Annotated in this window: 18 protein-coding genes and 3 rRNA genes; 3 read left to right on the forward strand and 18 right to left on the reverse strand. The window is 37.9% G+C overall.

Features of this window, described 5'->3' with window-relative positions:
* The 7 genes from P3F81_RS09590 to P3F81_RS09620 all read right to left on the reverse strand — a co-directional run bounded on the left by P3F81_RS09590 (position 1) and on the right by P3F81_RS09620 (position 8,114).
* A complete protein-coding gene (locus tag P3F81_RS09590; RefSeq protein WP_147670226.1) occupies positions 1–813 on the reverse strand; it encodes a PTS system mannose/fructose/sorbose family transporter subunit IID in 813 nt (270 codons plus the stop codon).
* A gap of 20 nt (positions 814–833) precedes the next feature.
* Complete coding sequence (locus P3F81_RS09595) at positions 834–1,589, reverse strand: PTS mannose/fructose/sorbose/N-acetylgalactosamine transporter subunit IIC (RefSeq protein WP_147670225.1); 756 nt, start codon at positions 1,587–1,589, stop codon at positions 834–836.
* Positions 1,590–1,641: 52 nt separating this feature from the next.
* A complete protein-coding gene (locus P3F81_RS09600; RefSeq protein WP_147670224.1) occupies positions 1,642–2,115 on the reverse strand; it encodes a PTS sugar transporter subunit IIB in 474 nt (157 codons plus the stop codon).
* A gap of 21 nt (positions 2,116–2,136) precedes the next feature.
* Positions 2,137–2,565: a PTS sugar transporter subunit IIA gene (locus P3F81_RS09605; protein WP_147670223.1), complete on the reverse strand. Its 429-nt coding sequence runs from the start codon at positions 2,563–2,565 to the stop codon at positions 2,137–2,139.
* Positions 2,566–2,887: 322 nt separating this feature from the next.
* Positions 2,888–5,584, reverse strand: coding sequence for a sigma-54-dependent transcriptional regulator (locus P3F81_RS09610; RefSeq protein WP_147670222.1), 2,697 nt, complete (start codon positions 5,582–5,584; stop codon positions 2,888–2,890).
* Between the two features lie 514 nt (positions 5,585–6,098).
* The gene (locus P3F81_RS09615) at positions 6,099–7,004 is read right to left on the reverse strand and encodes a metal ABC transporter substrate-binding protein (RefSeq protein ID WP_147670221.1); all 906 of its coding nucleotides are present in this window, start codon (positions 7,002–7,004) and stop codon (positions 6,099–6,101) included.
* Between the two features lie 171 nt (positions 7,005–7,175).
* Positions 7,176–8,114, reverse strand: a complete 939-nt coding sequence (locus P3F81_RS09620) for a nitronate monooxygenase (protein WP_147670220.1) — start codon at positions 8,112–8,114, stop codon at positions 7,176–7,178.
* A gap of 240 nt (positions 8,115–8,354) precedes the next feature.
* On the opposite strand from P3F81_RS09620, the gene speD reads away from it, so the two are divergent.
* Positions 8,355–8,810 carry an adenosylmethionine decarboxylase gene (gene speD / locus P3F81_RS09625; RefSeq protein WP_147670219.1) on the forward strand — a complete coding sequence of 152 codons (456 nt, stop codon included), beginning with the start codon at positions 8,355–8,357 and terminating at the stop codon, positions 8,808–8,810.
* Between the two features lie 43 nt (positions 8,811–8,853).
* On the opposite strand, the gene P3F81_RS09630 is transcribed toward speD, so the two are convergent.
* The 7 genes from P3F81_RS09630 to P3F81_RS09660 all read right to left on the reverse strand — a co-directional run bounded on the left by P3F81_RS09630 (position 8,854) and on the right by P3F81_RS09660 (position 18,033).
* Complete coding sequence (locus P3F81_RS09630) at positions 8,854–10,455, reverse strand: potassium/proton antiporter (protein WP_147670218.1); 1,602 nt, start codon at positions 10,453–10,455, stop codon at positions 8,854–8,856.
* Positions 10,456–10,671: 216 nt separating this feature from the next.
* Complete coding sequence (locus P3F81_RS09635) at positions 10,672–11,247, reverse strand: beta-class carbonic anhydrase (protein WP_147670217.1); 576 nt, start codon at positions 11,245–11,247, stop codon at positions 10,672–10,674.
* Between the two features lie 152 nt (positions 11,248–11,399).
* A 5S ribosomal RNA gene (rrf, locus tag P3F81_RS09640) occupies positions 11,400–11,516 on the reverse strand.
* A gap of 332 nt (positions 11,517–11,848) precedes the next feature.
* Positions 11,849–14,774: ribosomal RNA gene (locus tag P3F81_RS09645) — 23S ribosomal RNA — on the reverse strand.
* Positions 14,775–15,019: 245 nt separating this feature from the next.
* Positions 15,020–16,576 (reverse strand): 16S ribosomal RNA (locus tag P3F81_RS09650).
* Together the 16S, 23S and 5S rRNA genes form the textbook arrangement of a ribosomal RNA operon.
* Before the next feature lie 397 nt (positions 16,577–16,973).
* Entirely contained in the window at positions 16,974–17,489 is a 516-nt protein-coding gene (locus tag P3F81_RS09655; RefSeq protein ID WP_147670806.1) for a cysteine hydrolase family protein, read from the reverse strand.
* A gap of 25 nt (positions 17,490–17,514) precedes the next feature.
* Positions 17,515–18,033, reverse strand: a complete 519-nt coding sequence (locus P3F81_RS09660; RefSeq protein WP_147670807.1) for an ECF transporter S component — start codon at positions 18,031–18,033, stop codon at positions 17,515–17,517.
* A 259-nt stretch (positions 18,034–18,292) separates the two neighbouring features.
* Between P3F81_RS09660 and P3F81_RS09665 the strand changes: the two genes are divergently transcribed.
* Positions 18,293–18,952: a hypothetical protein gene (locus tag P3F81_RS09665; protein WP_147670808.1), complete on the forward strand. Its 660-nt coding sequence runs from the start codon at positions 18,293–18,295 to the stop codon at positions 18,950–18,952.
* 194 nt (positions 18,953–19,146) lie between these two features.
* A complete protein-coding gene (locus P3F81_RS09670; RefSeq protein ID WP_147670809.1) occupies positions 19,147–19,806 on the forward strand; it encodes a hypothetical protein in 660 nt (219 codons plus the stop codon).
* Between the two features lie 94 nt (positions 19,807–19,900).
* Here the strand turns inward: P3F81_RS09670 and pfkA are convergent, their stop codons facing one another.
* The 4 genes from pfkA to P3F81_RS09690 form a co-directional block, all read right to left on the reverse strand.
* The gene (pfkA, locus tag P3F81_RS09675) at positions 19,901–20,860 is read right to left on the reverse strand and encodes a 6-phosphofructokinase (RefSeq protein ID WP_147670810.1); all 960 of its coding nucleotides are present in this window, start codon (positions 20,858–20,860) and stop codon (positions 19,901–19,903) included.
* Between the two features lie 139 nt (positions 20,861–20,999).
* The gene (locus tag P3F81_RS09680; RefSeq protein WP_147670811.1) at positions 21,000–22,343 is read right to left on the reverse strand and encodes a lipase family protein; all 1,344 of its coding nucleotides are present in this window, start codon (positions 22,341–22,343) and stop codon (positions 21,000–21,002) included.
* Positions 22,344–22,434: 91 nt separating this feature from the next.
* Complete coding sequence (locus tag P3F81_RS09685; protein ID WP_309320346.1) at positions 22,435–23,643, reverse strand: purple acid phosphatase family protein; 1,209 nt, start codon at positions 23,641–23,643, stop codon at positions 22,435–22,437.
* A gap of 129 nt (positions 23,644–23,772) precedes the next feature.
* Positions 23,773–25,122 carry an MATE family efflux transporter gene (locus P3F81_RS09690; RefSeq protein WP_147670813.1) on the reverse strand — a complete coding sequence of 450 codons (1,350 nt, stop codon included), beginning with the start codon at positions 25,120–25,122 and terminating at the stop codon, positions 23,773–23,775.
* Between the last annotated feature and the right edge of the window lie 21 nt (positions 25,123–25,143).

A 25,143-nucleotide genomic window follows, 5' to 3' on the forward strand; every position in this document is an offset into this window, starting at 1 on the left:
TTAGAAGATACCTAAAATACCGGTAATCGCACCAAAGGCAATCAATATCCCCATTAGTTTAATTGGTGACACCCCGGCTTTTACCATTTTGAGAACAGCTAAAGTCAATACCAGCGGAATCAAGCCCGGCATCAATTTATCCAGTAAATCCGCCTGCAAATTAAACTGCATACCGCCCAAATCCAAATTAGCGGCAAACTGTAGCGGGATAAACCGTCCTACTAATCCCCCCATAACAAGTGTACCTAAAATAGATGCGCCTTCGATAACGCGGTTGATTTTACCGCCTTCCATAATCTGTTCTACCGCTATGCGCCCATATTTATAGCCATTCATCCACAAACTGAAAGAAATCGTTGTCATAATGAAAAACTGTGCCAATACGAAGATAATTGGTCCGGCAATATTATTATTATTTGTAATCCCGATACAAATCGCCAGCATGATCGGAGTAATTACCCCCTGCGTAAGCGTATCGCCGATTCCGGCAACAGGTCCCATCAATCCTGTTTTAATCCCATTAAAAGCCTGATCACTAATCGGTTTGCCATTCGCTCGTTCTTCTTCCATCGCAACCGTAACCCCATGGATAACCGACCCGCAGATAGGTTCCGTATTAAAGAAAGACAAATGACGTTTAACACCTTCTTTTTGCTCCTCTGCTGTCTTATATAATTTCTTGATTACCGGCAGCATTGAATGGGCAAATGCGGTTGCCTGTAATCTTTCATAATTATAATTTGACTGAGCAAACATAAACCAATTAAACCAGGATTTTATTACATCACTTTTTGAAAGATTGTTCGTTCCCATGTTTCATCCTCCTCCACTTTCTATGCTTCACCGCTCGAATTATTTCGTAAAGAACTCACTGTTAATGCCAAAACAACCCCTATGATGGAAATGATAACGATATCCATTTGGAAATGAACCGAAAGGATAATCCCCAAAACGAAGAACGGCATCGTAAAAGAATTCCCGATTAGCTTTAAGTTCATTGCAATCCCAAGTGCCGGAAGCATGGCTCCGATTACGTTGAATACATGCAAAACATCATCCGTCAAAATACTGAGCATTCCGTTTACTGCATTTGGTCCATAGTATACAACCAAAGTTGCCGGAATGAAGCTAACTAAAAATAACAAAATCTGCGGTGGAACCACATTGATGAATGCGACCATATTGAGATTCCCTTTTTCAACTTCTTTATCCGCCCAATGCACGAAAAACGAATTTACTGTCATCTTTGCAATCCAAAGTACCGTCGCAATCGTTCCAAGCGGAACGGAGATTGCCATTGCTGTACTTACATCTAAGTTAGAAATGATAGCCAAAGCCGTACCAACATATCCGGCAAATGACGGATCTCCCATTTGCGCCCCGCCAGCTGAAATAAAGCCCAGATAAATCACATTTATACCAGCTCCAATTAATGCCCCTTCTAAAGGCTGACCTAATATAATCCCCGTAATAAAACCTGCCAATAAAGGTCTGTTCAACGTAAAGAATCCAACATACGTACACCAAGGACTCCATGAGAGATAGTAAAAGAAACCGATTAACGCCGCCTGAAAAATTGAAATTTCCACGTTATTTCCCCCTCAATATTTGATTTTACTTTCTCGTTTTTGTTAAAGCAGCTTACAGTAATTTTCCGATATCCATTGCCGAAGCATCAGGTACAATCTGTACATAAACATGTATACCCTGCCGCTCTAACAATTTAAAGGATTCCCTTTCATCATCCGATATCGAGATATTGCGATAAAATTGTTTTCTCCCCTGAATAGCTCCCATTCCGCCGAGATTCAACTCTTTTATTTCTACATTATTTTCGATCAACGCTTCAATCGTTTTTGGTGTTTTTACCAAGACAATAACCCGTTCACCGGTATCCTCACCCTTTAATATTTCACTTGCATCAGCGATAGTATGAATTCCTATTTTAAACGACCTCGGCGCCGCCATCTTTAAGATTTTGACCATAAACTCATCCATTGCCACTTCATCATCAACTACAATAATCCGATTTGCCTTCGTGATTTTAGCCCAAGCCGTAACCACCTGTCCGTGGATTAAGCGGTCATCAATTCTAGTCAATACAATATTCAGCATAATTTTCACCCTTCTTTACGTTTATTTTTTAATTTTTTCTTCTGATAAAGCATTCATTTCGCTAAATAATTCCTTGATTCCATCCTTGCCTGCATTCATACAATTATCCGTAAGCTCGTTAAGCGAACAAGATTCCCGCATTGTAAGTGCTTCTAAAACCATTGGAAAACTGATGCCCGCTACACAGCGAAATTTTTGCTCAATGCCGGTGCTTACTAATGCTGTAGCATTATATGGACTTGCACCAAACAAATCAACAAAAACCAATACGCCATCACCTGTATCCATGCCTTGAATTGCATCTCTCACCCGTTCGGAAAACACAGTAATATCATCGCCCCTATTCAACCCAATCGCCCTGACTTGCTCCAAACCTCCGACAATCAGTTCGGCGCTCTTTAACATCGCTGCTCCGAAATTTTCATGTGTTAATAACAATATCCCAATCATCTTATCACCTCACTTTTCTATCCTCTGTTTTATCAGTGCTTTCTCTTTACACCTATTAATTAATGCAAGTATCATGCCAATACACATCGAGAATGTGTATCAAAGTGTTTTGCTTCGCTTTCCATTCCTTGTATAACATGCTGTTTCGCTAAAAACAGTTAGGATTTTTTATTTTTATCCGCAGAATATTTTTTTCATCATCATGGATTTTTTTATGTGTATCAAGTAAACCTCCCCTTATCTGTATCAACATGTGTATCACTATCTATAGAAAAAAACGAGTTGAATCCGTGCGAATTCAACTCGTTTTTTCTATCCTTATCTATTTTTTCACCTTCAAAATACTGTCATCTACGCCAGTATGGTAGAAATGTGTATTGAGCATCTCTACAATATAGGCAATCTCTGTTTCCGGAATCGAAATTCCAAAAATCTCCTCTACAATTTCAAAGTTTTGTTCCACAAATTGAAAAACGCTTTGATGTTCTTGCTTAATTCGGGCAAACTTTTTATACGGCAAAGGTTCTTTTCGCACCAAACGTTCAATCATGCACGAGCAATGGAACAAAAATTTTAAATGAATCGTATCATCTACGATGAAGTTGCAGTCAGCGGCAATCTTGTCCAAGACTTCATCAAGCACCCGACAAGCCTTTTTTACATTAAGAAATGCCAATACATCTTCCAGCATCGTGATGATTCCATGCGAATAACTCATCGTTTGAGCCTTTAGCGGCTCAAACTGAATCTCCTCTTCCACGGCAACCTTTACGCGTCCACCGATAAAACCACTCATTGTAATTACACTTTCCTCGAGCTCCTCCAATGTCATATTCGTCATCATCGCTTTTCTCGCCGCTTCTATCACCATCGGTGTACTGACCATGCGGATAGTTCTCGTCGGTATCCCAGTCCGACTGGTGATAACTTCGGAAAAAGTCGTCAATGATCCCATATCGACCAGAAGCAAAACTCCGCCGCCCGTGTTAATTCGCTTGACAAGCTCCACCGCCTTATTCAAAGTAACCGTAACCTTTTCTTCCATCGGCATATCTAAGGCATGTAAACAATCGTATCCGAGCAGCATCTTGGCAACCTCAACCATATTGGTCGCCGTCGAAATTCCATGCGACAGGACTAATATCTGTATATTCCCTTCTTTTTTTATATTCATTGAATACAAAGCCATAGCAATAAATGCCGCTTCATCACTTGGAATAATCACATTCAATGCTTTTTCGACCCGAACTTTTATCTGCATCGCTACACGATATTCTTCCGGGTGATCGCTACTTACCTTGACACTGTTAGGATAAATTCTAACTTCCCCCTGGCGCAAACGTTCAATCAAAGTTTCCATATGAAGCGCCAAGCTGTAGACCATCTTAGCATCAATAATCCTGCCAAATACAGCATTGGCTTTTTCAAGCTCCTCTTCGATGATGCGAACGATTTCCGGCGTTGCAATCTTGGATAAGACCTCTTTATCTACGTGGAGATTGTTTGCACGGGCTTTCGGTACCGATTGATACATTCTCTTTTGGACCTGTCCTACTATATTATCCTTGATCTGATCTATTTCTAAGCCTTGATTATATAGTTTTTGCGCACTTTCTAAAATCAAATCGTAGAAATCTTCTCCCGTCTGATATTCATCATACAATAATACATTGTGTAGGTTTTCCGTCAATCCATCCTTCATTCCATCAAATATTATCGTTTCACAATCATTCAAATTGAAGTTTTGCATAAGCTCCTGCCTTTTTTCATCAATTGCAAAAAAGCCTTCTTTTAAGTTTTGCGACAATTGTGATAATTTTATCTGCACACCATTTTGCTGGTTCGTAATATATTCCACAAATGCATTCGCACAAATCAGCTGAATATCATTACGCAGTTGTCCAATATTTCCCGGACATTTGTATAGAAGCAATACTTTGAGCACCTCTTTTGCAACCATCAAAGGAACTTTTATTTTCACTGATTCTTCCCGAAAGAACTGACAAATCAGCTTCATCCGCACTTTGAGATTACGCTCATTCAGGCCCGGTAACGTAATGACCAAAGGAATTCTCCTCAAGAAAGTTCCTAAGATCGCAGACTGTGGATCCTCCGTCGTCGCTGCAATAATCAAAACATTAGCCGTTCGAACACCCTCAGCTTCCCCCAACCGCCGATACGTTCCGCGGTCAATCAAGGAAAACAGCATTTCCTGCCCTTCCGGCGGCAAACGGTGTATCTCATCTAAAAACAATATCCCACCGTCTGCCTGATCAATCAAGCCACGGCGCTCGCGTTCAGCTCCGGTATAAGCTCCCTTTACATGACCAAATAAATGTGAAATCAACAACTGTGAATTTTCGGCATAATCGGCACAATTGAAAATCACATAAGATGCTGTTGATGGCATTTTCCCAGTATCAATCGCATAGCGATACATAATCCCGGCAAATGTCGTCTTACCGCTCCCCGTCGGTCCGATAATCAGCGTATGTAATCCATTCGGCGGATATAAAATAGCAGCCTTAGCTTGCTTTACCTGTAACTGCAAATCATCTTCAGCCCCAGTGATATTTCCAAAAATCTGATCATGCTGTTTTATTTCTTTTTCTATTTTTTCTTGTTTTACCTGCTGTAAATCGGATTGTAAAAGATTTTGCGAAATCTCTTTTTCTGCTGGGGTGTCATCCTGATCTGGACACAAGCATTGCTGCAATTGAGAAATATTCTGAAAGACACTTTGGTTCAAAACATTGCCATAAGTTTTTTTCAAAACCTCTGTCGCTAAATACAGAACCGGTTTTCCAGAAATCTTAATTGCCTTATTTTCTCCCAATAGACAATTCAATTCTTTGCTGACATTGCTTCGAACAAGTTTCAATCGAATAGCAATCTCATTCGCAGAAAAACCTATTTTTTTATTCGTCTCAGCAAGTTCACAGACAATCGACTGTGTCATTATAGACAATTCATTCTCGACTCTGCTTTTGCGATTGAGATTAACTAAATCTTTATACATTTGCTCCCCCTTAAAAGTACTAATATACTAGATATTCATCATTAAAATACGGGCTATTCCATCAGCTATTGTTTTGATGAAGATTTCATTCAGATGATATTAGGATAACATTCATTTTACCCCATACATGATTAAACATACAATTCATTTAAAATCGGCAACCGTTTGCTGATTACATTCCATTGCAAAGTATAGACGCGCCCCTTTCAATGAAAACAACTATTATTTTAACATGTTTAAACATGCAAGTACAAATGCCTATACTTTAGGCAGTACTCTCTGGCTCTTTCTCTATTTGGGATATTCATCCTTTTCTAAATTTTACAATTGTTGTAACCGTTTTTATTGAGGTTGAAGAGCTTTCCTTTTTCTACTCATAGCTTTAATCTTTCCGAACTGCACGCTTAACGTAGGATTTTCTTTATACAAAAAAACTAGCAGCCATAGTAACTTGGCTGCTAGTAAAAATTTAAAATAGAAACAATTAACTCGAAAATCAATATCTCTTATATAATCAATTTAACGCCTCTTTTAAGACTTTAGTGTTTTTCTTCATTATATTAATATAATCATCTGCTGCATTACTATTTGCCTCTCCGCTTACCACAGGATCAAGCGTGTACACTTTTGCACCAGTTTCTTTTGCAATTGTATCAGCCGAACCCGCCGGATATTGTGGTTCCGCAAATAATGCTTTAATATGCAAATCTTTTATCTGCTCAATCGTTGCCTCTAATTCTTTAGGTGATGGTTCTGTTCCAGGTTCACGTTCAATGACTGAAACAATGTTGAGATTAAACTCTTTTGCAAAATAAGGGAAAGCCTCATGAAAAGTTACAATATTTTTATTCTCGGAAGAATCTATCTCGTCATGCATTTCATGTTTCAATTGCTCAAGTTTATCTATATATGCTTTTGCATTCTCCTTGTATTGCTCGGCATGCTTTCCATCTAATTGGGCTAACTGGCTAGCAATATTATTCACTTGCTCTATAGCATCGCTTACACTAACCCAAACATGAGGATTTTCCTCACCACTCGAGTCTTTTAGCAACTCAATTCCTCGGCTTGCATCAATAATATGTAAATTTTTACGGCCGTTGATTACCTTTTCCATAAAGGACTCCATCCCTGCTCCATTAATAATAAAAACATCGGCCTTATCTAATGTCTTTACATCTTCGGGCGTCAGTTGATAATCATGTAGACAACCTGTTTGTGGTTTTGTCATATTAATTACTTCCACGCCTTCAATGCCTTTAGTCACATTTAAAGCTGTAATATACATCGGATAAAATGAAGTCACAACACGATACTTTCCCTCTTTACTTTGCTCTACAGTTTTATTTCCTGCGCAGCCGATAAAAAATAATGACATAACCATTATGCCAATAAAAACACTTAAAAGTTTTCTCCCCATTATTTACCTCCATACTCGCTAAATAAGAATATTACTATTTAGTATAATATATTAATAAAATATTTTTTGCAAGCAAAAAGCAAGAGTTATTTTGAACTCTTGCTTTTTTATTTCTATTTAAAGTTAAGATTTGAGAGATTTAAAACTTCACCAGAATCAAATCTCACTTTATCATAATTGAATTTTTTGCGCTTTTGCCAACGTTTCTTTTGCTTCGGCAATAATTGTATCAATAATTACTTTAGCCGGTTCAACCTTTTTCAATGGTAATAAAGTTTGCCCTGCTTGAACCATACCATTTTCTACATCGCCATCTACAGCAGCAAGTCTATTTGTTCCAGTAGCTAGTTTAATTAATTCTTCTTCTGATGTTCCTTTTTTCTCTAAATCTACAAAATTTAAAGAAAACTTATTTTTTACTCCGCGAACAGCATGGCCAATCGTTTGTCCGGTTACAATACTATCTGTATCAGCTGCTTCAATTAATTTTGCTTTAACATTTGCATGTACTCCACATTCTTCAGCTAACAAGAATCTTGTTCCCATTTGTACACCAGCTGCTCCCATAGTAAGTGCTGCTGCTAGCCCCCGTCCATCACCAAAGCCTCCAGCTACAATTACGGGGATATTCACCTCTGGAATTACCTGTGTCATTAATGGCATTGTAGTAAGTACACCAATATGTCCACCCGCTTCCATACCTTCTACAACAATTGCATCTGCACCAGCTGCTTCAACACGTTTTGCTAATTTCACATTTGGTACAACAGGAATCGTTTTTACACCTGCTTCTTTAAACTTTGCTAAGAAAGGTACTGGATTGCCTGCACCTAATGTAACAAAAGCCGGTTTTTCTTCACAAACGACACTTACAATTTCATCTTTATTCGGTGCCATCAATTGTATATTTACACCAAAAGACTTATCTGTTAAAGTTTTTGCTAATTGAATTTGTTCACGAATATATTCAGCAGTTCTACCACCAGCAGCAATGATGCCAGCTCCTCCTGCGTTTGACACGGCCGCAGCTAATTTAGCTTCTGAAATCCAAGCCATACCACCTTGAATAATCGGATATTTAATATTTAAAACTTCCATTATATTTTTCATTAATAAAACTCCCTCCAATATATATTTCAAACTTATATTACTATTTTAACATATCTTAGCAAACTATATCCAAAATTCTTTTTTACAGTAAGTATCTTAGTACTTTGATAATATTCTTTACTTTTTTTTAAATACAATCTATAATATTAGATTGTATAATAGTATATTTTTATTAACTGGGCTAATTTGAGGAAATTTGCCTCAACAAGATTATTAAACAAACAAAAGGGGCGACATTTCATGAAATTAATCGCAAGGCATCTAACAGTTGATATGTATGGTTGCAAAGCAAAGAATCTAAGCGACTTAGATTTCATTAAAAAAATTATTGATATCACCGTTGCTGATGCAAACATGACACTAATTGACTCCTCTATTCATTTACTTGATGATAAAAATCTAAATGCAATTGCATTGGTAAAAGAAGGTCATATTAGTATTCATACGTATCCTGATTTAGGATATACTGCTGTAGATGTATTCAATTGCAGTGACAACAGCCGTCCAGAAAAAATAGTGGCAACAATTAAAAGCTTTTTAAAACCAGAAAAAACAAAAACAACTTTTTTAAAACGCGGTGATTTTGGTGCAATTAAAGATATGAAACCAAAAATCAAAGTAAGTGTAGCTCCCTTTAGACGTATTCGGAACACAGGTGCTCGCGTAATTAAATTACTTTCCCGTAAACAACGTTAATTGGCTTTATAAATAGCAGGAGAAAATTTCTCCTGCTATTTTTTTAAGACTCATATCCGCTTAATACCAAAATATCGCCTTCTTTAATGCGATTTTTCCCTTTAGGAATAATTGTCGCCCCATCTGCATGCTTAATAATCATCACTAAAGTCTCGTCAGGAAGTTCTAGTTCTCTTAGCGTTTTATTCAGCCAAGGATGTCCTTCCTCTATTTTTATTTCCGATAACATAACATTACCATCATCGTAATAAGTTTCCCCACTTAAAATTAGAAAATCACCAGCAAAAATTATAGTGTCACCTTTTGGAATAATCGTTTCATCGCCTCTTTTAATCATCACAACTAAGATATCAATCATCAATTTTATCTCACTAATTGACTTTCCGATCCACGGATGACTTTCCGGGATATATGTTTTAATTAATTGCATTTCTGTATCTTCTTGATAATCATTAAAGGTTTTAAGAACATTATCCTGATTATCCACCATATCTAATTTTTCTGACACCCACGGAAGTAAAGTCCCCTGGAAAGCCACTGAAAGTAAAGCAATACAAAATACAATATGAAAAACATCATTATTAGTATCAACACCACTACTCACAGCCATTATAGCAAAAACAATAGAAGCAGCACCACGCAATCCTGCCCACGATACTAAAAGACTCTGCCTAATATTGCATCCTGCTGGACCTAAAATCGCAAAAATTGCAATTGGTCTTGCAATAAAAGTTAAGAAAATAGCTATACAAAACGCTGATAAGAATATTGCTGGTATTTGCGAAGGAAACGCTAGTAATCCAAGCAAAAAGAAAATTGCAATCTGAGATAAACCCGTGATTCCATCAAAAAAATGAATCAGCACCGTTTTATTCTTTATTTTACTATTTCCCAGCAAAAGGCCTACGAGATATGCACTTAGATATCCATTCCCCCCAATTATTTGTGGAAAAGCATAAGCCGCCACAGCTATAGCAAAAACAAAGATTGCATCTAATCCATCTTTCATAAAAGAAGCTCTTTTTAGCATAAGTTTTGCAAATAAAAAAATTACAACTCCTGAAAAAATCCCCAATACGATTTGATTAAAGGCCATTATTCCTAATTTACCTAGGGACTCCCCGCCTATCATAATAATTGCCATCATAGTAAGCATATAAGAGGCAGGATCATTACTTCCGCTCTCCACTTCTAGAAGTGAAGCTGTGCCATATTTTAAATTCAATTTTTTTGAACGTAAAATTGAAAATACAGATGCAGCATCTGTCGAACTAATAACAGCTCCTAGCAGAAAACTTTCAAATAGATCAAACCCTAGAACGTAATAACAAAAAACTCCTGTTAAAGCTGCTGTCAAAATAACACCAAGAGTAGAAAGACACACGGCTTTTCCTATAATCGGCTTTGCAATTTTCCAATTGGTTACGAAGCCTCCATAAAACATAATAAAAATTAATGCAAAAGAGCAAATACGCTCTGCAAATACATAATTATCGAAATGAATTTTAAAAATACCATCTGAGCCAAATAGCATTCCGAGAAAAATAAAAATTAATAATGAAGGTACTCCATATTTGTTTGAAATTCCACTAGATGCAATACAAAGGATAATAACGATAGCTGAAACTAAAAATATAAATTCCATAAAAGCCCCCTTTTGATTTTTATATATAAACAGCTCTATACCTTCTATTTTATTTAGACATCTAGAGCTTAAAATCATCTGTAAATATAATTATACTATATTACTCTATCTTTTCACAAAAATACTTTTAAAATAGAATTTTTGAAATTATTTATCATTACTAAAAAATAAAAGTAAAGGTATAAATATCCTTTACTTTTATTTTATCGCCCTGCTTTATTTATCTATACTTTCATATCCATCAACAACAATATCAACTTTTCCTGTTTTAGGATCAAAAATTAAACCATGAATTGCAATATCCTTTGGTATTAAAGGATTGGTTTTTATTTTTGCTACAACGGTTTGTATATTTTGTAAAGGATCTTGAAAATCATCAATCCATCTTTCTAATTCACTTTGAATCATTTGAATTGCTTCTTTTGCAATACCGCGCTCAAGCATTTTCTGAATCAGCTCTTTTGAATTTGTATTCGCAACGCCACAGTCATGGTGACCAATAACAAATATCTCTTTAACTCCTAACTCAAATATACTTACAACTAAACTGCGTATTGTAGCTTCAAACGTTCCTGTTACTGTATTGCCTGCATTTTTAATAATTTTGGCCTCACCACGACTAACTCCAAGTGCAGGTTCCAAAAATTCTACTAAACGGGTATCCATACATGTAACAATAGCCATATGTCGTTTTGGTAATTTTTCATTATTCTCTTTTTTTTCAGAATAACTTTTAGGTAAATGAGTAGTAAAATACTCATTTGCTGTCATTATTTCACTTAAAATGGACATCTACATCAACTCCAAATAATAAATCAAAACTAAGAATTTATAAAACTTCGTCATTAAAAAGTTAACTTCCTGCTCTTTACTTTATTGTATTATGTATATTTTTATATCTAAAGAAATGAAAAAAAGCACTCACCAAAGTGAGTGCTAAACAAAACTGGCATCTACCTAACCTCCCAGGACGTTTCCATCCAAGTACTTTCGGCGTGTATAGGCTTAACTACTGTGTTCGGTATGGGAACAGGTGGTACCCTATAGCTATCGACACCAGATCCGTCTGTCTATAAACGCACATCTACTTCGTTACTGCTCAATCCGTTCAGTCAACGTAATTCTCATTACGCCTCCCTCTCTTCTTTCCGCTGCGCCTTGTATCTGCACATTTCTAGTCATCCGTGCTTTTTGAAGTGAACTTTCTTTTTAGATATGTTCCTTCAAAACTATACAGAAGAATCGAAATTAATCTTAACTACATTTTATTCTTGCTTTATTCCGCTTCGCTTAGATATGAAACTCACTCGCTCCATTTCTTTACGCTCGGAGTAAAGCGATTCGCTCAATCTACTTCATTCGCTTTCGCTCATGGTATATTGGCTCTCTGCTTTAAGTCAAGCCCTCGACCTATTAGTACCAGTCAGCTAAATACATTACTGTACTTACACATCTGGCCTATCTACCTTGTCTTCTTCAAGGGGTCTTACTAGATTACTCTATGAGAAACCTCATCTTAAGGCTGGTTTCACGCTTAGATGCTTTCAGCGTTTATCCTTTCCGAACGTAGCTACCCAACTGTACGCCTGGCGGCATAATTGGTACACCATTGGTTCGTCCACTCCGGTCCTCTCGTACTAGGAGCAGCTCCCTTCAAGTTTCTTACGCCCGCGATGGATAGGGACCGAACTGTCTCACGACGTTCTGAACCCAGCTCACGTACCACTTTAATGGGCGAACAGCCCAACCCTTGGGACCTACTTCAGCCCCAGGATGTGATGAGCCGACATCGAGGTGCCAAACCTCCCCGTCGATATGGACTCTTGGGAGAGATTAGCCTGTTATCCCCAGGGTAGCTTTTATCCGTTGAGCGATGGCCCTTCCACTCGGTACCACCGGATCACTAAGCCCTACTTTCGTACCTGCTCGACCTGTCCGTCTCGCAGTCAAGCTCCCTTCTGCCTTTACACTCTTCGCGCGATTTCTTGCCGCGCTGAGGGAACCTTTGGGCGCCTCCGTTACTCTTTCGGAGGCGACCGCCCCAGTCAAACTGCCCGCCTGACACTGTCTTGATGTTTGTTATTCATTCAGTTAGATTTTCAGTAAATAAAGGGTGGTATCCCAACATTGACTCCTATGATACTAGCGTACCATATTCTCAGTCTCCCACCTATCCTGTACATTATTTACCAAAAACCAATGTCAGGTTGCAGTAAAGCTCCATGGGGTCTTTCTGTCCAGTCGCGGGTAACCTGCATCTTCACAGGTATTTCAATTTCACCGGGTCCCTCGTTGAGACAGTGCCCAAGTCGTTACACCTTTCGTGCGGGTCGGAACTTACCCGACAAGGAATTTCGCTACCTTAGGACCGTTATAGTTACGGCCGCCGTTTACTGGGGCTTCAATTCAGATCTTCGAATTACTTCTAAACCCTCCTCTTAACCTTCCAGCACCGGGCAGGTGTCAGCACATATACTTCAGATTTCTCTTTCGCATGCACCTGTGTTTGTGGTAAACAGTCGCTTGGGCCTCTCTTCTGTCGCCTTCTTCAGCTCTGCTAGCTTGTAGCTTCACCAAAAATGGCTATCCTTTTCCCGAAGTTACGGATACATTTTGCCGAGTTCCTTAACGAGGGTTTTCCCGCGCACCTTAGGATTCTCTCCCCGCCTACCTGTGTCGGTTTGCGGTACGGGCACCTTTAATCTCACTAGAAGCTTTTCTTGGCAGCGTGGTCCAGTTAAATTCAATGTAATTGCTTACATCTTTCCGTCACTTCTCAGGTTTTTAAGATGCGGATTTGCCTACATCTCACCCTACCAGCTTAGACAGGCGTTTCCATCTGCCCGCTTAACCTTCCTTCTGCGTCACTCCATTGCTCAAACAATTATCGGTGGTACAGGAATCTTTACCTGTTGTCCATCGCCTACGCTCTTTGCCTCGGCTTAGGTCCCGACTTACCCTGAGTCGACGATCGTTGCTCAGGAAACCTTAGGCTTTCGGTGGGAAGGATTCTTACCTTCCTTTTCGCTACTCATACCGGCATTCTCACTTCTATACTCTCCAGCACTCCTTTCGGTATACCTTCGTCGTGTATAGAACGCTCCCCTACCCAACATACTTAGTATGCTGACGCGACTTCGGTTCTGTGCTTTAGCCCCGGACATTTTCGGCGCAAAGCCTCTCGACCAGTGAGCTATTACGCACTCTTTAAATGGTGGCTGCTTCTGAGCCAACATCCTGGTTGTTTGTGAAGCTTTACATCCTTTGCCACTTAGCACAGCATTGGGGACCTTAGTCGGCGTTCTGGGCTGTTTCCCTTTTGACTACGGGTCTTATCACTCGCAGTCTGACTCCCAAGTACAAGTATAGCCATTCGCAGTTTGACTGGGTTCGGTAAGCTTTACGCCCCCTAGCCCGATCAGAGCTCTACCGTCTATACTTTTTACCTTGAGGCTAGCCCTAAAGCTATTTCGGGGAGAACCAGCTATCTCCGCGTTCGATTGGCATTTCACCCCTATCCACAACTCATCCCAAAACTTTTCAACGTTCACGGGTTCGGTCCTCCACTCAATTTTACCTGAGCTTCAACCTGGTCATGGATAGATCACTGCGGTTTCGGGTCTACAATATCTAACTTTCGCCCTATTAAGACTCGCTTTCGCTTCGGCTCCGTGTTTTCCACTTAACCTCGCTAGATACTGTAACTCGCCGGTTCATTCTTCAATAGGCACGCTGTCGCACATTTATAGTGCTTCAACTGCTTGTAGACATACGGTTTCAGGTTCTTTTCACTCCCCTCCCGGGGTTCTTTTCACCTTTCCCTCACGGTACTATACGCTATCGGTCGCCAAGGAGTATTTTGCCTTGGAGGGTGGTCCCCCCTGCTTCCCACAAGGTTCCTCGTGTCTCGTGGTACTCTGGATTCTGACCATTAAATGCAGTCTTTCACTTACAGGAGTTTCACCTTCTACGCTTGACTTTCCCAAGTCATTCAGTTAGACCATTTTTAAATTATGTCAGTCCTCAACCCCAGTTGACCGAAGTCAGCTGGTTTGGGCTCTTCCCCGTTCGCTCGCCGCTACTTAGGGAATCTCATTTGATTACTTTTCCTCCGGGTACTTAGATGTTTCAGTTCCCCGGGTCTACCTTCTCATGCTCTTTGGCATGGATAACAGTACATTACTACTGCTGGGTTCCCCCATTCGGACATCCATGGATCAAGACTTACTTGCAGTTCCCCATGGCTTTTCGCAGCTTATCGCGTCCTTCTTCGGCTCTTGGCGCCTAGGCATCCGCCGTATGCCCTTAGTAGCTTGACTTACGTCATTTAAGCTCTAAGTTCATCGTTTTTGATGCTTAGTTTGTTTTTTTGAATCCTAAAATGTCGTTAATTTACTCTCTCTTTTGAGAGGTTGATTAATTTCATTTGTTTCTTCTGTGTAGTTTTCAAAGAACATTTTTGAGTCAATACATACTTGTATTCCCTCAAAACTAATCAATGTAGATGCCAAATGTGTCGACCTGGATGACAAGAATTCTATTTCAAATTCCCATGTCTCCTTAGAAAGGAGGTGATCCAGCCGCACCTTCCGATACGGCTACCTTGTTACGACTTCACCCCAATCATCGGCCCCACCTTAGACGGCTAGCTCTCGTTAGAGTTACCCCACCGGCTTTGGGTGTGACTGACTTTCGTGGTGTGACGGGCGGTGTGTACAAGGCCCGGGAACGTATTCACCGCAGTATGCTGACCTGCGATTACTAGCGATTCCGACTTCATGTAGGCGAGTTGCAGCCTACAATCCGAACTGAGAGATTGTTTCTGGGGTTTGCTCCATCTCGCGATTTCGCTTCCCTCTGTCAATCCCATTGTAGTACGTGTGTAGCCCAGGACATAAGGGGCATGATGACTTGACGTCATCCCCGCCTTCCTCCGCGTTATCCGCGGCAGTCTCATTTGAGTTCCCACCTTTACGTGCTGGCAACAAATGATAGGGGTTGCGCTCGTTGCGGGACTTAACCCAACATCTCACGACACGAGCTGACGACAGCCATGCACCACCTGTTTTCTTGTCTTCCGAAGAAGAGGTACGTATCTCTACGTCTTTCAATCAATGTCAAGCCCTGGTAAGGTTCTTCGCGTTGCGTCGAATTAAACCACATACTCCACCGCTTGTGCGGGCCCCCGTCAATTCCTTTGAGTTTCAACCTTGCGGCCGTACTCCCCAGGCGGGGTACTTATTGCGTTAACTCCGGCACAGAAGGGGTCGATACCTCCTACACCTAGTACCCATCGTTTACGGCCAGGACTACCGGGGTATCTAATCCCGTTCGCTACCCTGGCTTTCGAGCCTCAGTGTCAGTTACAGTCCAGAAAGTCGCCTTCGCCACTGGTGTTCCTCCTAATATCTACGCATTTCACCGCTACACTAGGAATTCCACTTTCCTCTCCTGCACTCAAGAAAAACAGTTTCCATTCCATCACGGGGTTGAGCCCCGCACTTTTAAAACAGACTTATTTTCCCACCTGCGCTCCCTTTACGCCCAATAATTCCGGACAACGCTTGCCACCTACGTATTACCGCGGCTGCTGGCACGTAGTTAGCCGTGGCTTTCTCGTTTAGTACCGTCATTACCTCATACTATTCGCATAAGGCACATTCGTCCTAAACAACAGAGCTTTACGATCCTAAAACCTTCTTCACTCACGCGGCGTTGCTCCGTCAGACTTTCGTCCATTGCGGAAGATTCCCCACTGCTGCCTCCCGTAGGAGTTTGGGCCGTGTCTCAGTCCCAATGTGGCCGTTCATCCTCTCAGACCGGCTACTGATCGTTGCCTTGGTGGGCTGTTATCTCACCAACTAGCTAATCAGACGCAGACCCATCTTTTAGCGATAGCTTATATATAGAGGCCATCTTTAAATAACGAAACATGCATTTCATTATCAACATTCGGTATTAGCACCGCTTTCGCGATGTTGTCCCCATCTAAAAGGTAGGTTGTCTACGCGTTACTCACCCGTTCGCCACTAAGAATTACCGAAATAATTCTCCGTTCGACTTGCATGTGTTAAGCACGCCGCCAGCGTTCGTCCTGAGCCAGGATCAAACTCTCCAATAAATTTATTATTAGAAAGCCTAAATGGCTCAATAATTATCTTTTCTTTAAAAGAAATTGTTGTTACTTTTTTGTAACATTTGTTTTGTGTTTCGTTTAAAACGAAACCCGCACATCTGGCATAATTGAATCAAGTAATACATTACTTAATATCTACATTGTTTAGTTTTCAAGGAACACTTGATTGCCGGCGTAACCAGCTCATTTATATTATCAGAAGCGATTTGTTTTGTCAACATCTTTTTTTAAGATGATTGATAAAGTTCACTTCCCGTGCCGCTCGTTAGCGACTTGTATTATATTACACGCTTCATTCTTTTTTGTCAATATCTTTTATGAAAAAAATACGAAAATTATTTTAAATGATAAATTATAGCAAAGTACTTAAAATATCCTTACTTTATTTTATTATTACGCCTAATACATTCTTCATTTCTGCCAATGCATTTTCATGCGCCTTTTTATCAAAGCTAGCAACAGCATCTTTATATATAATAACTCTTTTGTCACGATTACATAACTCTTCGGCAGTAAATAATACACAAATATTTGTACATACACCAACTAATACAACTTCATCTATACCAACTAATTTTTCTTCTAAATTAGTTTGATAAAAAGCACTGTAGCGTTGCTTTAAAATCATATGATCATCTTTACAGGCAAAATTAAGAGACGAAATTACCTCAGCACCAATTGTTCCTGTAACACAATGTTTGGGAAATCGTTTAAATTCTAGATCGTCTTCTCTATGTGAGTCACAAATATAAAAGATTTCTGCACCTTCGGATAAAAATTCTTCTATTATATTCTTTATAACGGGAACAATTTTTTCACCTTCGCTTCCACAGTAAAGTGCGCCAGCAGGGTCAATAAAATCATGTAACATATCAATTACCAAAAGTGCTTTTTTCATATCAAACTCTCCTAATATAATATACTTATATTTTTTTTCTTAAAACAGGAGCTACAACTACAGCAACAATAAATCCGGCAGTAGATGTCATAATGGAACTAGGAATATAACTTATTGCGATTGTTAAACTTCCCGTTACATACCACCACGCCAATATATATCCACCTAAAGTCCATATCGCTGCAATAACCATGCCAAGCAAAGCTTTTTTTAACCACCCATCAAAAGTTTTTTTTGGCCATAATCCGTGCGCAATTGTTCCAATTAAAAATCCAGCTATCCCTTTTATAAAAAATGACCATAAAGTATACGGTGAAAAACCCATTAGCAAATCAAAAAAGCCTGAACCAATCGCTGCAGCGAACCCAGCATAAATTCCGCCAAATAAAATACCAATTAAAAATACACAGGCAGTTCCTAAATGTACCATTGCATCGGCGCCAAAGGGAACTTTTATTGAAGTCATAATAGCACACATAGCAGCGAGCATTCCTATCTTTACAATATCATTTACCTTTAAAGCTCTATTTTTCTCAAATCCCATAGATAATATCCCCCTAAAAATCCATATACGACTTTATAAATTTCGTCACAAAATTATATTATCCTACTAAAAAAATTATTTTTCAAGCAAAAAAAAAGACTAAACAGTCCTAAAAGAGACTATTTAGTCTCCATTTACATTATTTTTTTTTATGATACAATAAAAAACATCATTTGATAAATGCTACTTTTTATTAAACAAAAAGCGAAATTTTACTCATTGATAGCTATATTTTTTATTTTTATTTTTAGGAGGAAACATGAAGAAATTACTAGTAGGATTTATTTGCACTTTATTTCTTACAATAAACTTAACAACAGGGGAAGCTGCAAAATTAGAACCAAATGAAACATTAGTTGAATTAGGAGGTTCATTTGATGCAAAAGCTTCAGCTAAAGGCGCTATTCCGGAAGAAGTAGATGGAAAGTCTGGATATAAGCTTTCAATCACGCATGCACTTAATAATAATTTATCTCTACAATATAAACGAAGTGATTTTAAGTCAGAAGAAAAAAATGTGATTGGTATAACTACACACGCTAAAGCAATCTTAAACGATATAAACTTAATTTATAAAGCAAATAATTATATTGATCTTGTATTTGGTTATGAGGATAATGAATTCAGTTATGGTAAAGCAGTATCACCTGCTACAAAATCTACTCTTCATTTTGGTTTAACTGCACATACAGATTTAAATGATAAAACTATGTTATTTGGCACTTACTTAAAAGGAAAAGATGTTTCCTTATCTGAAATAGGCATAAAGTATGATCTTACTAAGAATAGTGTTGTGACAGTGTCTTATATCGAGCGTCAAGTAAACGATATGGACGTTGATATTGATCTTTACAATCTGCATACAAAAGCAGATTATAAACTATCTGGTTTATCTCTAATGTATGGCCTTAAATTCTAAAAATATTTATTATAAGAATAACGTTTAATAGTACAGATGTATTATTAAACGTTATTTTTATCTCTATTTACATTTCTTTTCATTATGATACAATAAGACTGTTCATTTTATATACTACTTTTTCCAGAGTAAATTTATTAATAAACCTACTCATAAACTTTAACACTTTTTAAACTTTACTTTTAGGAGGAATCATGAAAAAATTTATAGCATTTGCTGCTTTAGGGTTATTTATTTTTTCAACCCCTGCGATAACAGAAGCAGTAGAATTACAAAGTAATGAAACACAGATTGAGGTTGGTGGAGCACTTATTTCCAAAGGAGAAGCAAAAAGTTTTTTATCTGCCGATGCCCATGCAAAATCTGGCTATGAATTAGCAATCACCCACGCTCTTACTGATAAATTATTAGTAAGATATAATTTAGGTAGCTTTCGTTCCGAAGATAAAGAAATGCTTGGTATGGTTTCTTATTCGAAAACTAAACTAAATGATTTTAATTTTATTTATAAAGCAAGCGATAACTTTGATATCATCGCAGGCTATGAAAATAATAAGTTTACTTTTGGACAAGCTGTAGAACCTGCAACAAAGGCATCTTTTCATTTTGGATTTGATATTCATAAAAATTTAAATGATAAAACTCTTTTATATGCGGCTTATATCAAAGGGAGGGATTCTTCCTTATCGAACATTGGAATAAAATACGATTTTACAAAAAATAATATGCTTAGCTTGTCTTATGCTAAACGCAAAATTAATGACGTAGATCTTAATATCAACAATTTTAATATACATACAAAAGCAGATTATACATTATCTGGGCTATTATTAATGTATGGTATGAAAATATAAGCGTGATATTTCTAAGCAACTCTTAGTTAATCATACCTGAAACAAGATACTAGCATAAAATAAAGGTGTTGGGAAAATTCCCAACACCTTTATTTTATGCTAGTATCTTAGCCAAACGCGCTAATTCTGGATCAAGCGTTTTCTTATTATTCACAGCGTTCGTTAAATCTATAGTCACAATCTTTCCCGCATCAAAACCAAAAAGAACATTTGAAATTCCTGCAATTAATGCTGATGCAGCTCTTTCCCCAAGCATGCTTGCTTTTATTCGATCTTCTACTGATGGAGAACCTCCACGTTGAATATGTCCTAGTACAGATACCCGAGTATCAATGCCTGTAACCTCGGCAACTTTCTTTCCAATTTCCACTGCACATCCATATCCCTCTGCTACAACGACAATGCTATAACGTTTTCCTTTATCATAGGATTCCTTTAACTCTTGACAAACTATGTCAAGATTATTTCTTACTTCTGGAACAAGAATTTGCTCTGCACCACCAGCAATTCCAGCAGTCATTGCCAACCAACCAGATTTTCTTCCCATAACTTCAATAATAATAATTCTCCGATGTGCAGATGCTGTATCACGTAATTTGTTAATTGCATCTACGATTGTATTTGCAGCCGTATCTGAACCAATTGTATAATCAGTTCCCCAAACATCATTATCAATCGTTCCCGGCAATCCAACTACAGGCATTCCTAAATCATTCAATAATTTTGCCCCAGTTAAGCTTCCGTCGCCACCAATGACAACTAAACCTTCAATCCCACGTTTTTTCAAAACCTCAAAAGCTTTTTGACGTCCTTCCGGCGTTGTAAACTCACTGCAACGTGCCGTACCAAGAAATGTACCACCACGTTGGATAATATCACCTACAGAACGTGATTCTAATTTTACGATATCGTCTTTGAGCAGCCCTTTATATCCGTTATTTATGCCCCAAACTTCAGCACCTTGGTGTAATGCCGTTCTAACAACAGCTCTAGCCGCTGCATTCATTCCTGGACTATCTCCACCACTTGTCATTACTGCAATACTTTTTAACATATCTATTCCACCTTCTCTAAATTGCTACTCTCCTCAAATATCTATTTATACTCACTCTTACATTCTAAATAAATATTTTCCAATTGTAAAGTAAACAAAATAGTAATCTATGTTTTGTTCTAGCAGATATAACTATATATTATGAGTGATTAAAAATTAAAGCTTCTCGTTCTTGTTTGACTTGCAAAGCGCCATTTAATATCGTTCCAAGTGGAGTTGAATCATTACTGCCTCGTGCCGAACTAAAGACAGCTTCCAATTGTTCCGTTTCTACATTATACAAAATATCTTCAACTGCGATATAAAAGTCATTATATCGCTTTTGCATTTGCTTGCTTTCTACATTCGTCAACACTAACCATTTACATCCAGCATTTTTTGCTTTTTTAATTTCCTCGTTTAATGTTCCCCTTTTTTCCGTATTTATGATAAATCCATGTTCGCTCCAACGATGCACATCTTCTAATATCTCTTTCACATATTTTTTATCTTCTATTGTAATATGATCTAAGTTAAGAGTTGGCGCAGAAATATATACCATTTCTTTTCCTTGCTTTTCATTAAGAAATTCAACATCACTTGCAAGCGAACTATTCTTCAATTTTTCTTTCTTGTCATAATAAATTCGCATTGCAGAATCCAAATAAACTGCAATTTCATGTTTAAAATTTTTCAAAGTATAATGACGTCTCCATACGACTTTATCACCAAACTGCGTATATCCACCAGAAATCCCTTGCAAAGCACCTTGTACAGGATCCCCACTTAAAACAATACGCCTTAAATTAATTCTACTTCCATAACTATCTGCAAAAACTTTATTTCCAACAGCCGGGGCTCCAAAAGAAACTACTTCTATTTGCTTAGGATTTACTCCCATACTAATTAATCTAGCTGCTTGCAAAGTTGCTGCTGCTCCACCCAAACTATGACCTGTCAAGTAGATCTTTCTATTACTATCCTCTTTTAAAATGCGCGCTAAATAAACTCCATAAGTTTCTCCAGTATCATCTTGACCATAAAAAGCTGCATTTGCATACTTATTAAAACCACTATGTACCATAGGGTCTTGACTAGTCAATTTGTCACGTTTTGCAAATTCAACAAATTCTTCCGGAGTCGTTCCCCCAAAAAATACTTTATGAAAGTTGAGGTCTAGCATAACATCCTTATGGCTTTCTGTCCCCGTAATTGCAACAATATATAAGTTACGTTCCGGCCTATTATCTTGACCTTTTACAGTAATAAATTTGACCTCTGTTCCATCAACATTATCCTTGAAGGGCGAAACATCCCAACCAAGCTCAGATAATTCATAACGCGCAAAACGTCCATTGTAATCACCGTACGTAGCCATGCAGACAACTGCATTAATATAATCGAGCTTTGCCTGCTCATATTCTTCAATAGCTTCAGCAGACACAGTTAAAGGTTTTAAAAAAATAAATATCCACAATATAAATCCTAGAATAAGCTTTGTCATTTTAAGCCCTCCTAAATTTAATATTATTATATATAAATTGTAAATATATTTCTATGGAAAGAATCACCTCATTATTAGTGGATTAATAGGGCTAGAATTTATCAATATCCCATTTATCAATCAGCTTCCCACTTTGCGATAATACTTTTACTGTAAACTTCTTTTCATTTACACTTATCATTGAGTATGTAGGTTCATCTAGTGGATTTAAAAACGTACTATTCCATTCTTTCTTTATTACTGTTTGGTATACCTTCGTTCCGCTTCTTCCCGTTGTTGCGTAAATAACTCCATCATCTGTTAAAAGCCCCGCCCTCATTGCTGGTGTTCTAGCACAAACATGATCATGCGCTGTAAAAACTACATCCACATTAAATTCTTCAAAAATAGGCACAAATTTTATCGTTTGATCAAAACCTTTATCCACACGATTATGATAAGGTGCCCGATGCATAAATACTACTCTCCATTTTTTATCGGTTTCTGCTAAGTCCTTTTTTAGCCATTCTATTTGTCTTTCTAATGAATCCGGAACAAAACTTCGTTCTTCACCAAACTGTGTATCTAATACAACAAAATGTACATTCGCATAATCAAAAGAATAAACCTGCTCTTTTAATTTTTCTGGCCCATTTTGCGGTAAAACAAACTGAGAAGTGAAATATTTGGGCATAGAAAAAATACCTTTTTGCGGTGTATACGTCTCATGATTTCCCACTACCGGTACAATTGGCAAATGCATCATGATATCCTTTCCATTCAAAAACCAATTCTCCCATTCACTTATACGCTGTCCATTGTCAACCAAATCTCCTACATTTACAAAAAATTCTGCATTAGGATTTTGCGCATAAGCAGCTTTCAAAGTCTCTCCCCATACTTTGTAATTATAACTTTGCGAATCACCAAAAACCAAAAAATCACAAGAATCTAAATTTTTTCCCATTTTAAAATTTGCTTCTTTTATTTTGGTATCGCCATCAACAATCCGATAAAAATACTCTTTATTCGATTTTAACCCCTGTAAGGTAACATGATATATATGCTTTACTCCTGTTTCATCGGAAAAAGGCTCAATATCAGCCATAACTTTTTTCGAGAAATCGGCAGGTAAACCTATTTCACCATATTCTACACGGATATTCGGGTTAAATTCATGCATTTGCCAAGTAATCGTCTGCGTCGATTTAGTATCTTCACTCCAGGTAAGGTGAAGTGCTCTGATATCTTCTTGGGCAAAAGCACTAGAATTGAGATTCACTAAAAGTAAAGTTAAAAAAATTAAAACTATTTTTTTCATAAAATCACCACACTTATTTATATTATACATGATTTTCATTGCGAAAAAATAGCAAAAAACTGTTATAGCGTAAAGTTGGGCTGAAAAATCCGATAACACCCAAATCTAAATCTATAACAGTTCCTATAGCTACTTCGCTAATTGCTTTCTTTGTACTTTCACTAATCGAATGATTAATGCAACCGCTCCAGCAACAATTCCCGCAATTAAACCAACCCAATATCCATACGGACCAACGCCAAAATAGTTAGCAAATGCATACCCAACTGGCAAACCAATAATCCAATAAGAAATGACAGCTAAAATCAGCGTTATTTTTACATCTTTATATCCACGTAAAGCACCTTGTAACGGTGCACTTATTGCATCCGAAAATTGCAAAACTATCACATAAAGTAAAAATATCTGTATCATTTGATATACAGCCTCATCCTTTGTATATAAGGCTGCAATTTCACCTTTAAAATTCGCTAAAATCAAGGTAAGCGAGCCAGAAAATAAAATGGATAAAGCAACGCCCAAATAACTATATTTCTTCGCATCTTCGTAGCGCTTCGCGCCTACTTCATAGCCAACCATAATCGTAAGTGCCATACTAATACTGAGTGGAATCATATATACCATCGTTGAAAAATTCATTGCAGCCTGATGCGCTGCAATTACCGTTGTTCCATAAGCTGCCATAAACAAGGCAACCGCTCCAAAGATACTTTGCTCACAAAACATAGCAAATCCAATGGGAAGACCAATAGATAATAACTGCCGCCAAGCGGCAAAGTCAGGTTTTCCAAAAACCCGAAAGATATCGTATTGCGAAAAAGGTTTGACATGTTTAATGACTAACAAGTTAATAAATAAAACAAACCAATACGTTATTGCAGTACCAACACCTGCACCAATTCCCCCCAAAGCAGGAAACCCCATTTTTCCAAAAATAAATAAATAATTCATACAAATATTGATAGGAACAGCACATACGGTAACAACCATCGTCACCCTTGTATACCCAAGCGCATCAACAAAGTTTCTAAAGACCGCAGCAATTAAGATCGGAGAAATCCCAAAAGCACAAGCAAGTAAAAAACCTTTTGCAACAATTTTAACTTTAGCTTCTAAATTCATAACATTAAGCAATGGATCAATAACTATAAATCCAAGAATAATCAAACAAATGGCTATGACAATCGCTAAGTAAATTCCCTGCACAATGATAAAAGGAAGCTCCTCTTTTTTATTTGCGCCATACAATTGCGAAATCGTTGGCGTTAATCCCGAAAGAACCCCTAATATACTACCAAATACAGGCATGAATATATTTACTGCAATCGCAACACCAGCTAAATCATATTCACTTACATTTCCCGCCATTACAGTGTCAAAAAAACCAGTTGACATTAAAGTAATTTGTGTAATAAAAATTGGAAGTAAAACAATCATAAATTGTTTTACTTTTTCTTGATAAGAATATGTTTGTCTCAACTACCCACCCCAAAATCGGTT

The organism is Selenobaculum gibii (genome assembly GCF_030273445.1).
GTDB lineage: Bacteria > Bacillota > Negativicutes > ICN-92133 > ICN-92133 > Selenobaculum > Selenobaculum gibii.

Bases quoted from the DNA above. Each gene is read 5' to 3' on its own strand.
- P3F81_RS09590 (WP_147670226.1), bottom strand. From the start codon at position 813: ATGGGAACGAACAATCTTTCAAAAAGTGATGTAATAAAATCCTGGTTT.
- P3F81_RS09600 (WP_147670224.1), bottom strand. From the start codon at position 2,115: ATGCTGAATATTGTATTGACTAGAATTGATGACCGCTTAATCCACGGA.
- P3F81_RS09605 (WP_147670223.1), bottom strand. From the start codon at position 2,565: ATGATTGGGATATTGTTATTAACACATGAAAATTTCGGAGCAGCGATG.
- P3F81_RS09610 (WP_147670222.1), bottom strand. From the start codon at position 5,584: ATGTATAAAGATTTAGTTAATCTCAATCGCAAAAGCAGAGTCGAGAAT.
- P3F81_RS09615 (WP_147670221.1), bottom strand. From the start codon at position 7,004: ATGGGGAGAAAACTTTTAAGTGTTTTTATTGGCATAATGGTTATGTCA.
- P3F81_RS09620 (WP_147670220.1), bottom strand. From the start codon at position 8,114: ATGAAAAATATAATGGAAGTTTTAAATATTAAATATCCGATTATTCAA.
- speD (WP_147670219.1), top strand. From the start codon at position 8,355: ATGAAATTAATCGCAAGGCATCTAACAGTTGATATGTATGGTTGCAAA.
- P3F81_RS09630 (WP_147670218.1), bottom strand. From the start codon at position 10,455: ATGGAATTTATATTTTTAGTTTCAGCTATCGTTATTATCCTTTGTATT.
- P3F81_RS09635 (WP_147670217.1), bottom strand. From the start codon at position 11,247: ATGTCCATTTTAAGTGAAATAATGACAGCAAATGAGTATTTTACTACT.
- P3F81_RS09655 (WP_147670806.1), bottom strand. From the start codon at position 17,489: ATGAAAAAAGCACTTTTGGTAATTGATATGTTACATGATTTTATTGAC.
- P3F81_RS09660 (WP_147670807.1), bottom strand. From the start codon at position 18,033: ATGGGATTTGAGAAAAATAGAGCTTTAAAGGTAAATGATATTGTAAAG.
- P3F81_RS09665 (WP_147670808.1), top strand. From the start codon at position 18,293: ATGAAGAAATTACTAGTAGGATTTATTTGCACTTTATTTCTTACAATA.
- P3F81_RS09670 (WP_147670809.1), top strand. From the start codon at position 19,147: ATGAAAAAATTTATAGCATTTGCTGCTTTAGGGTTATTTATTTTTTCA.
- pfkA (WP_147670810.1), bottom strand. From the start codon at position 20,860: ATGTTAAAAAGTATTGCAGTAATGACAAGTGGTGGAGATAGTCCAGGA.
- P3F81_RS09680 (WP_147670811.1), bottom strand. From the start codon at position 22,343: ATGACAAAGCTTATTCTAGGATTTATATTGTGGATATTTATTTTTTTA.
- P3F81_RS09685 (WP_309320346.1), bottom strand. From the start codon at position 23,643: ATGAAAAAAATAGTTTTAATTTTTTTAACTTTACTTTTAGTGAATCTC.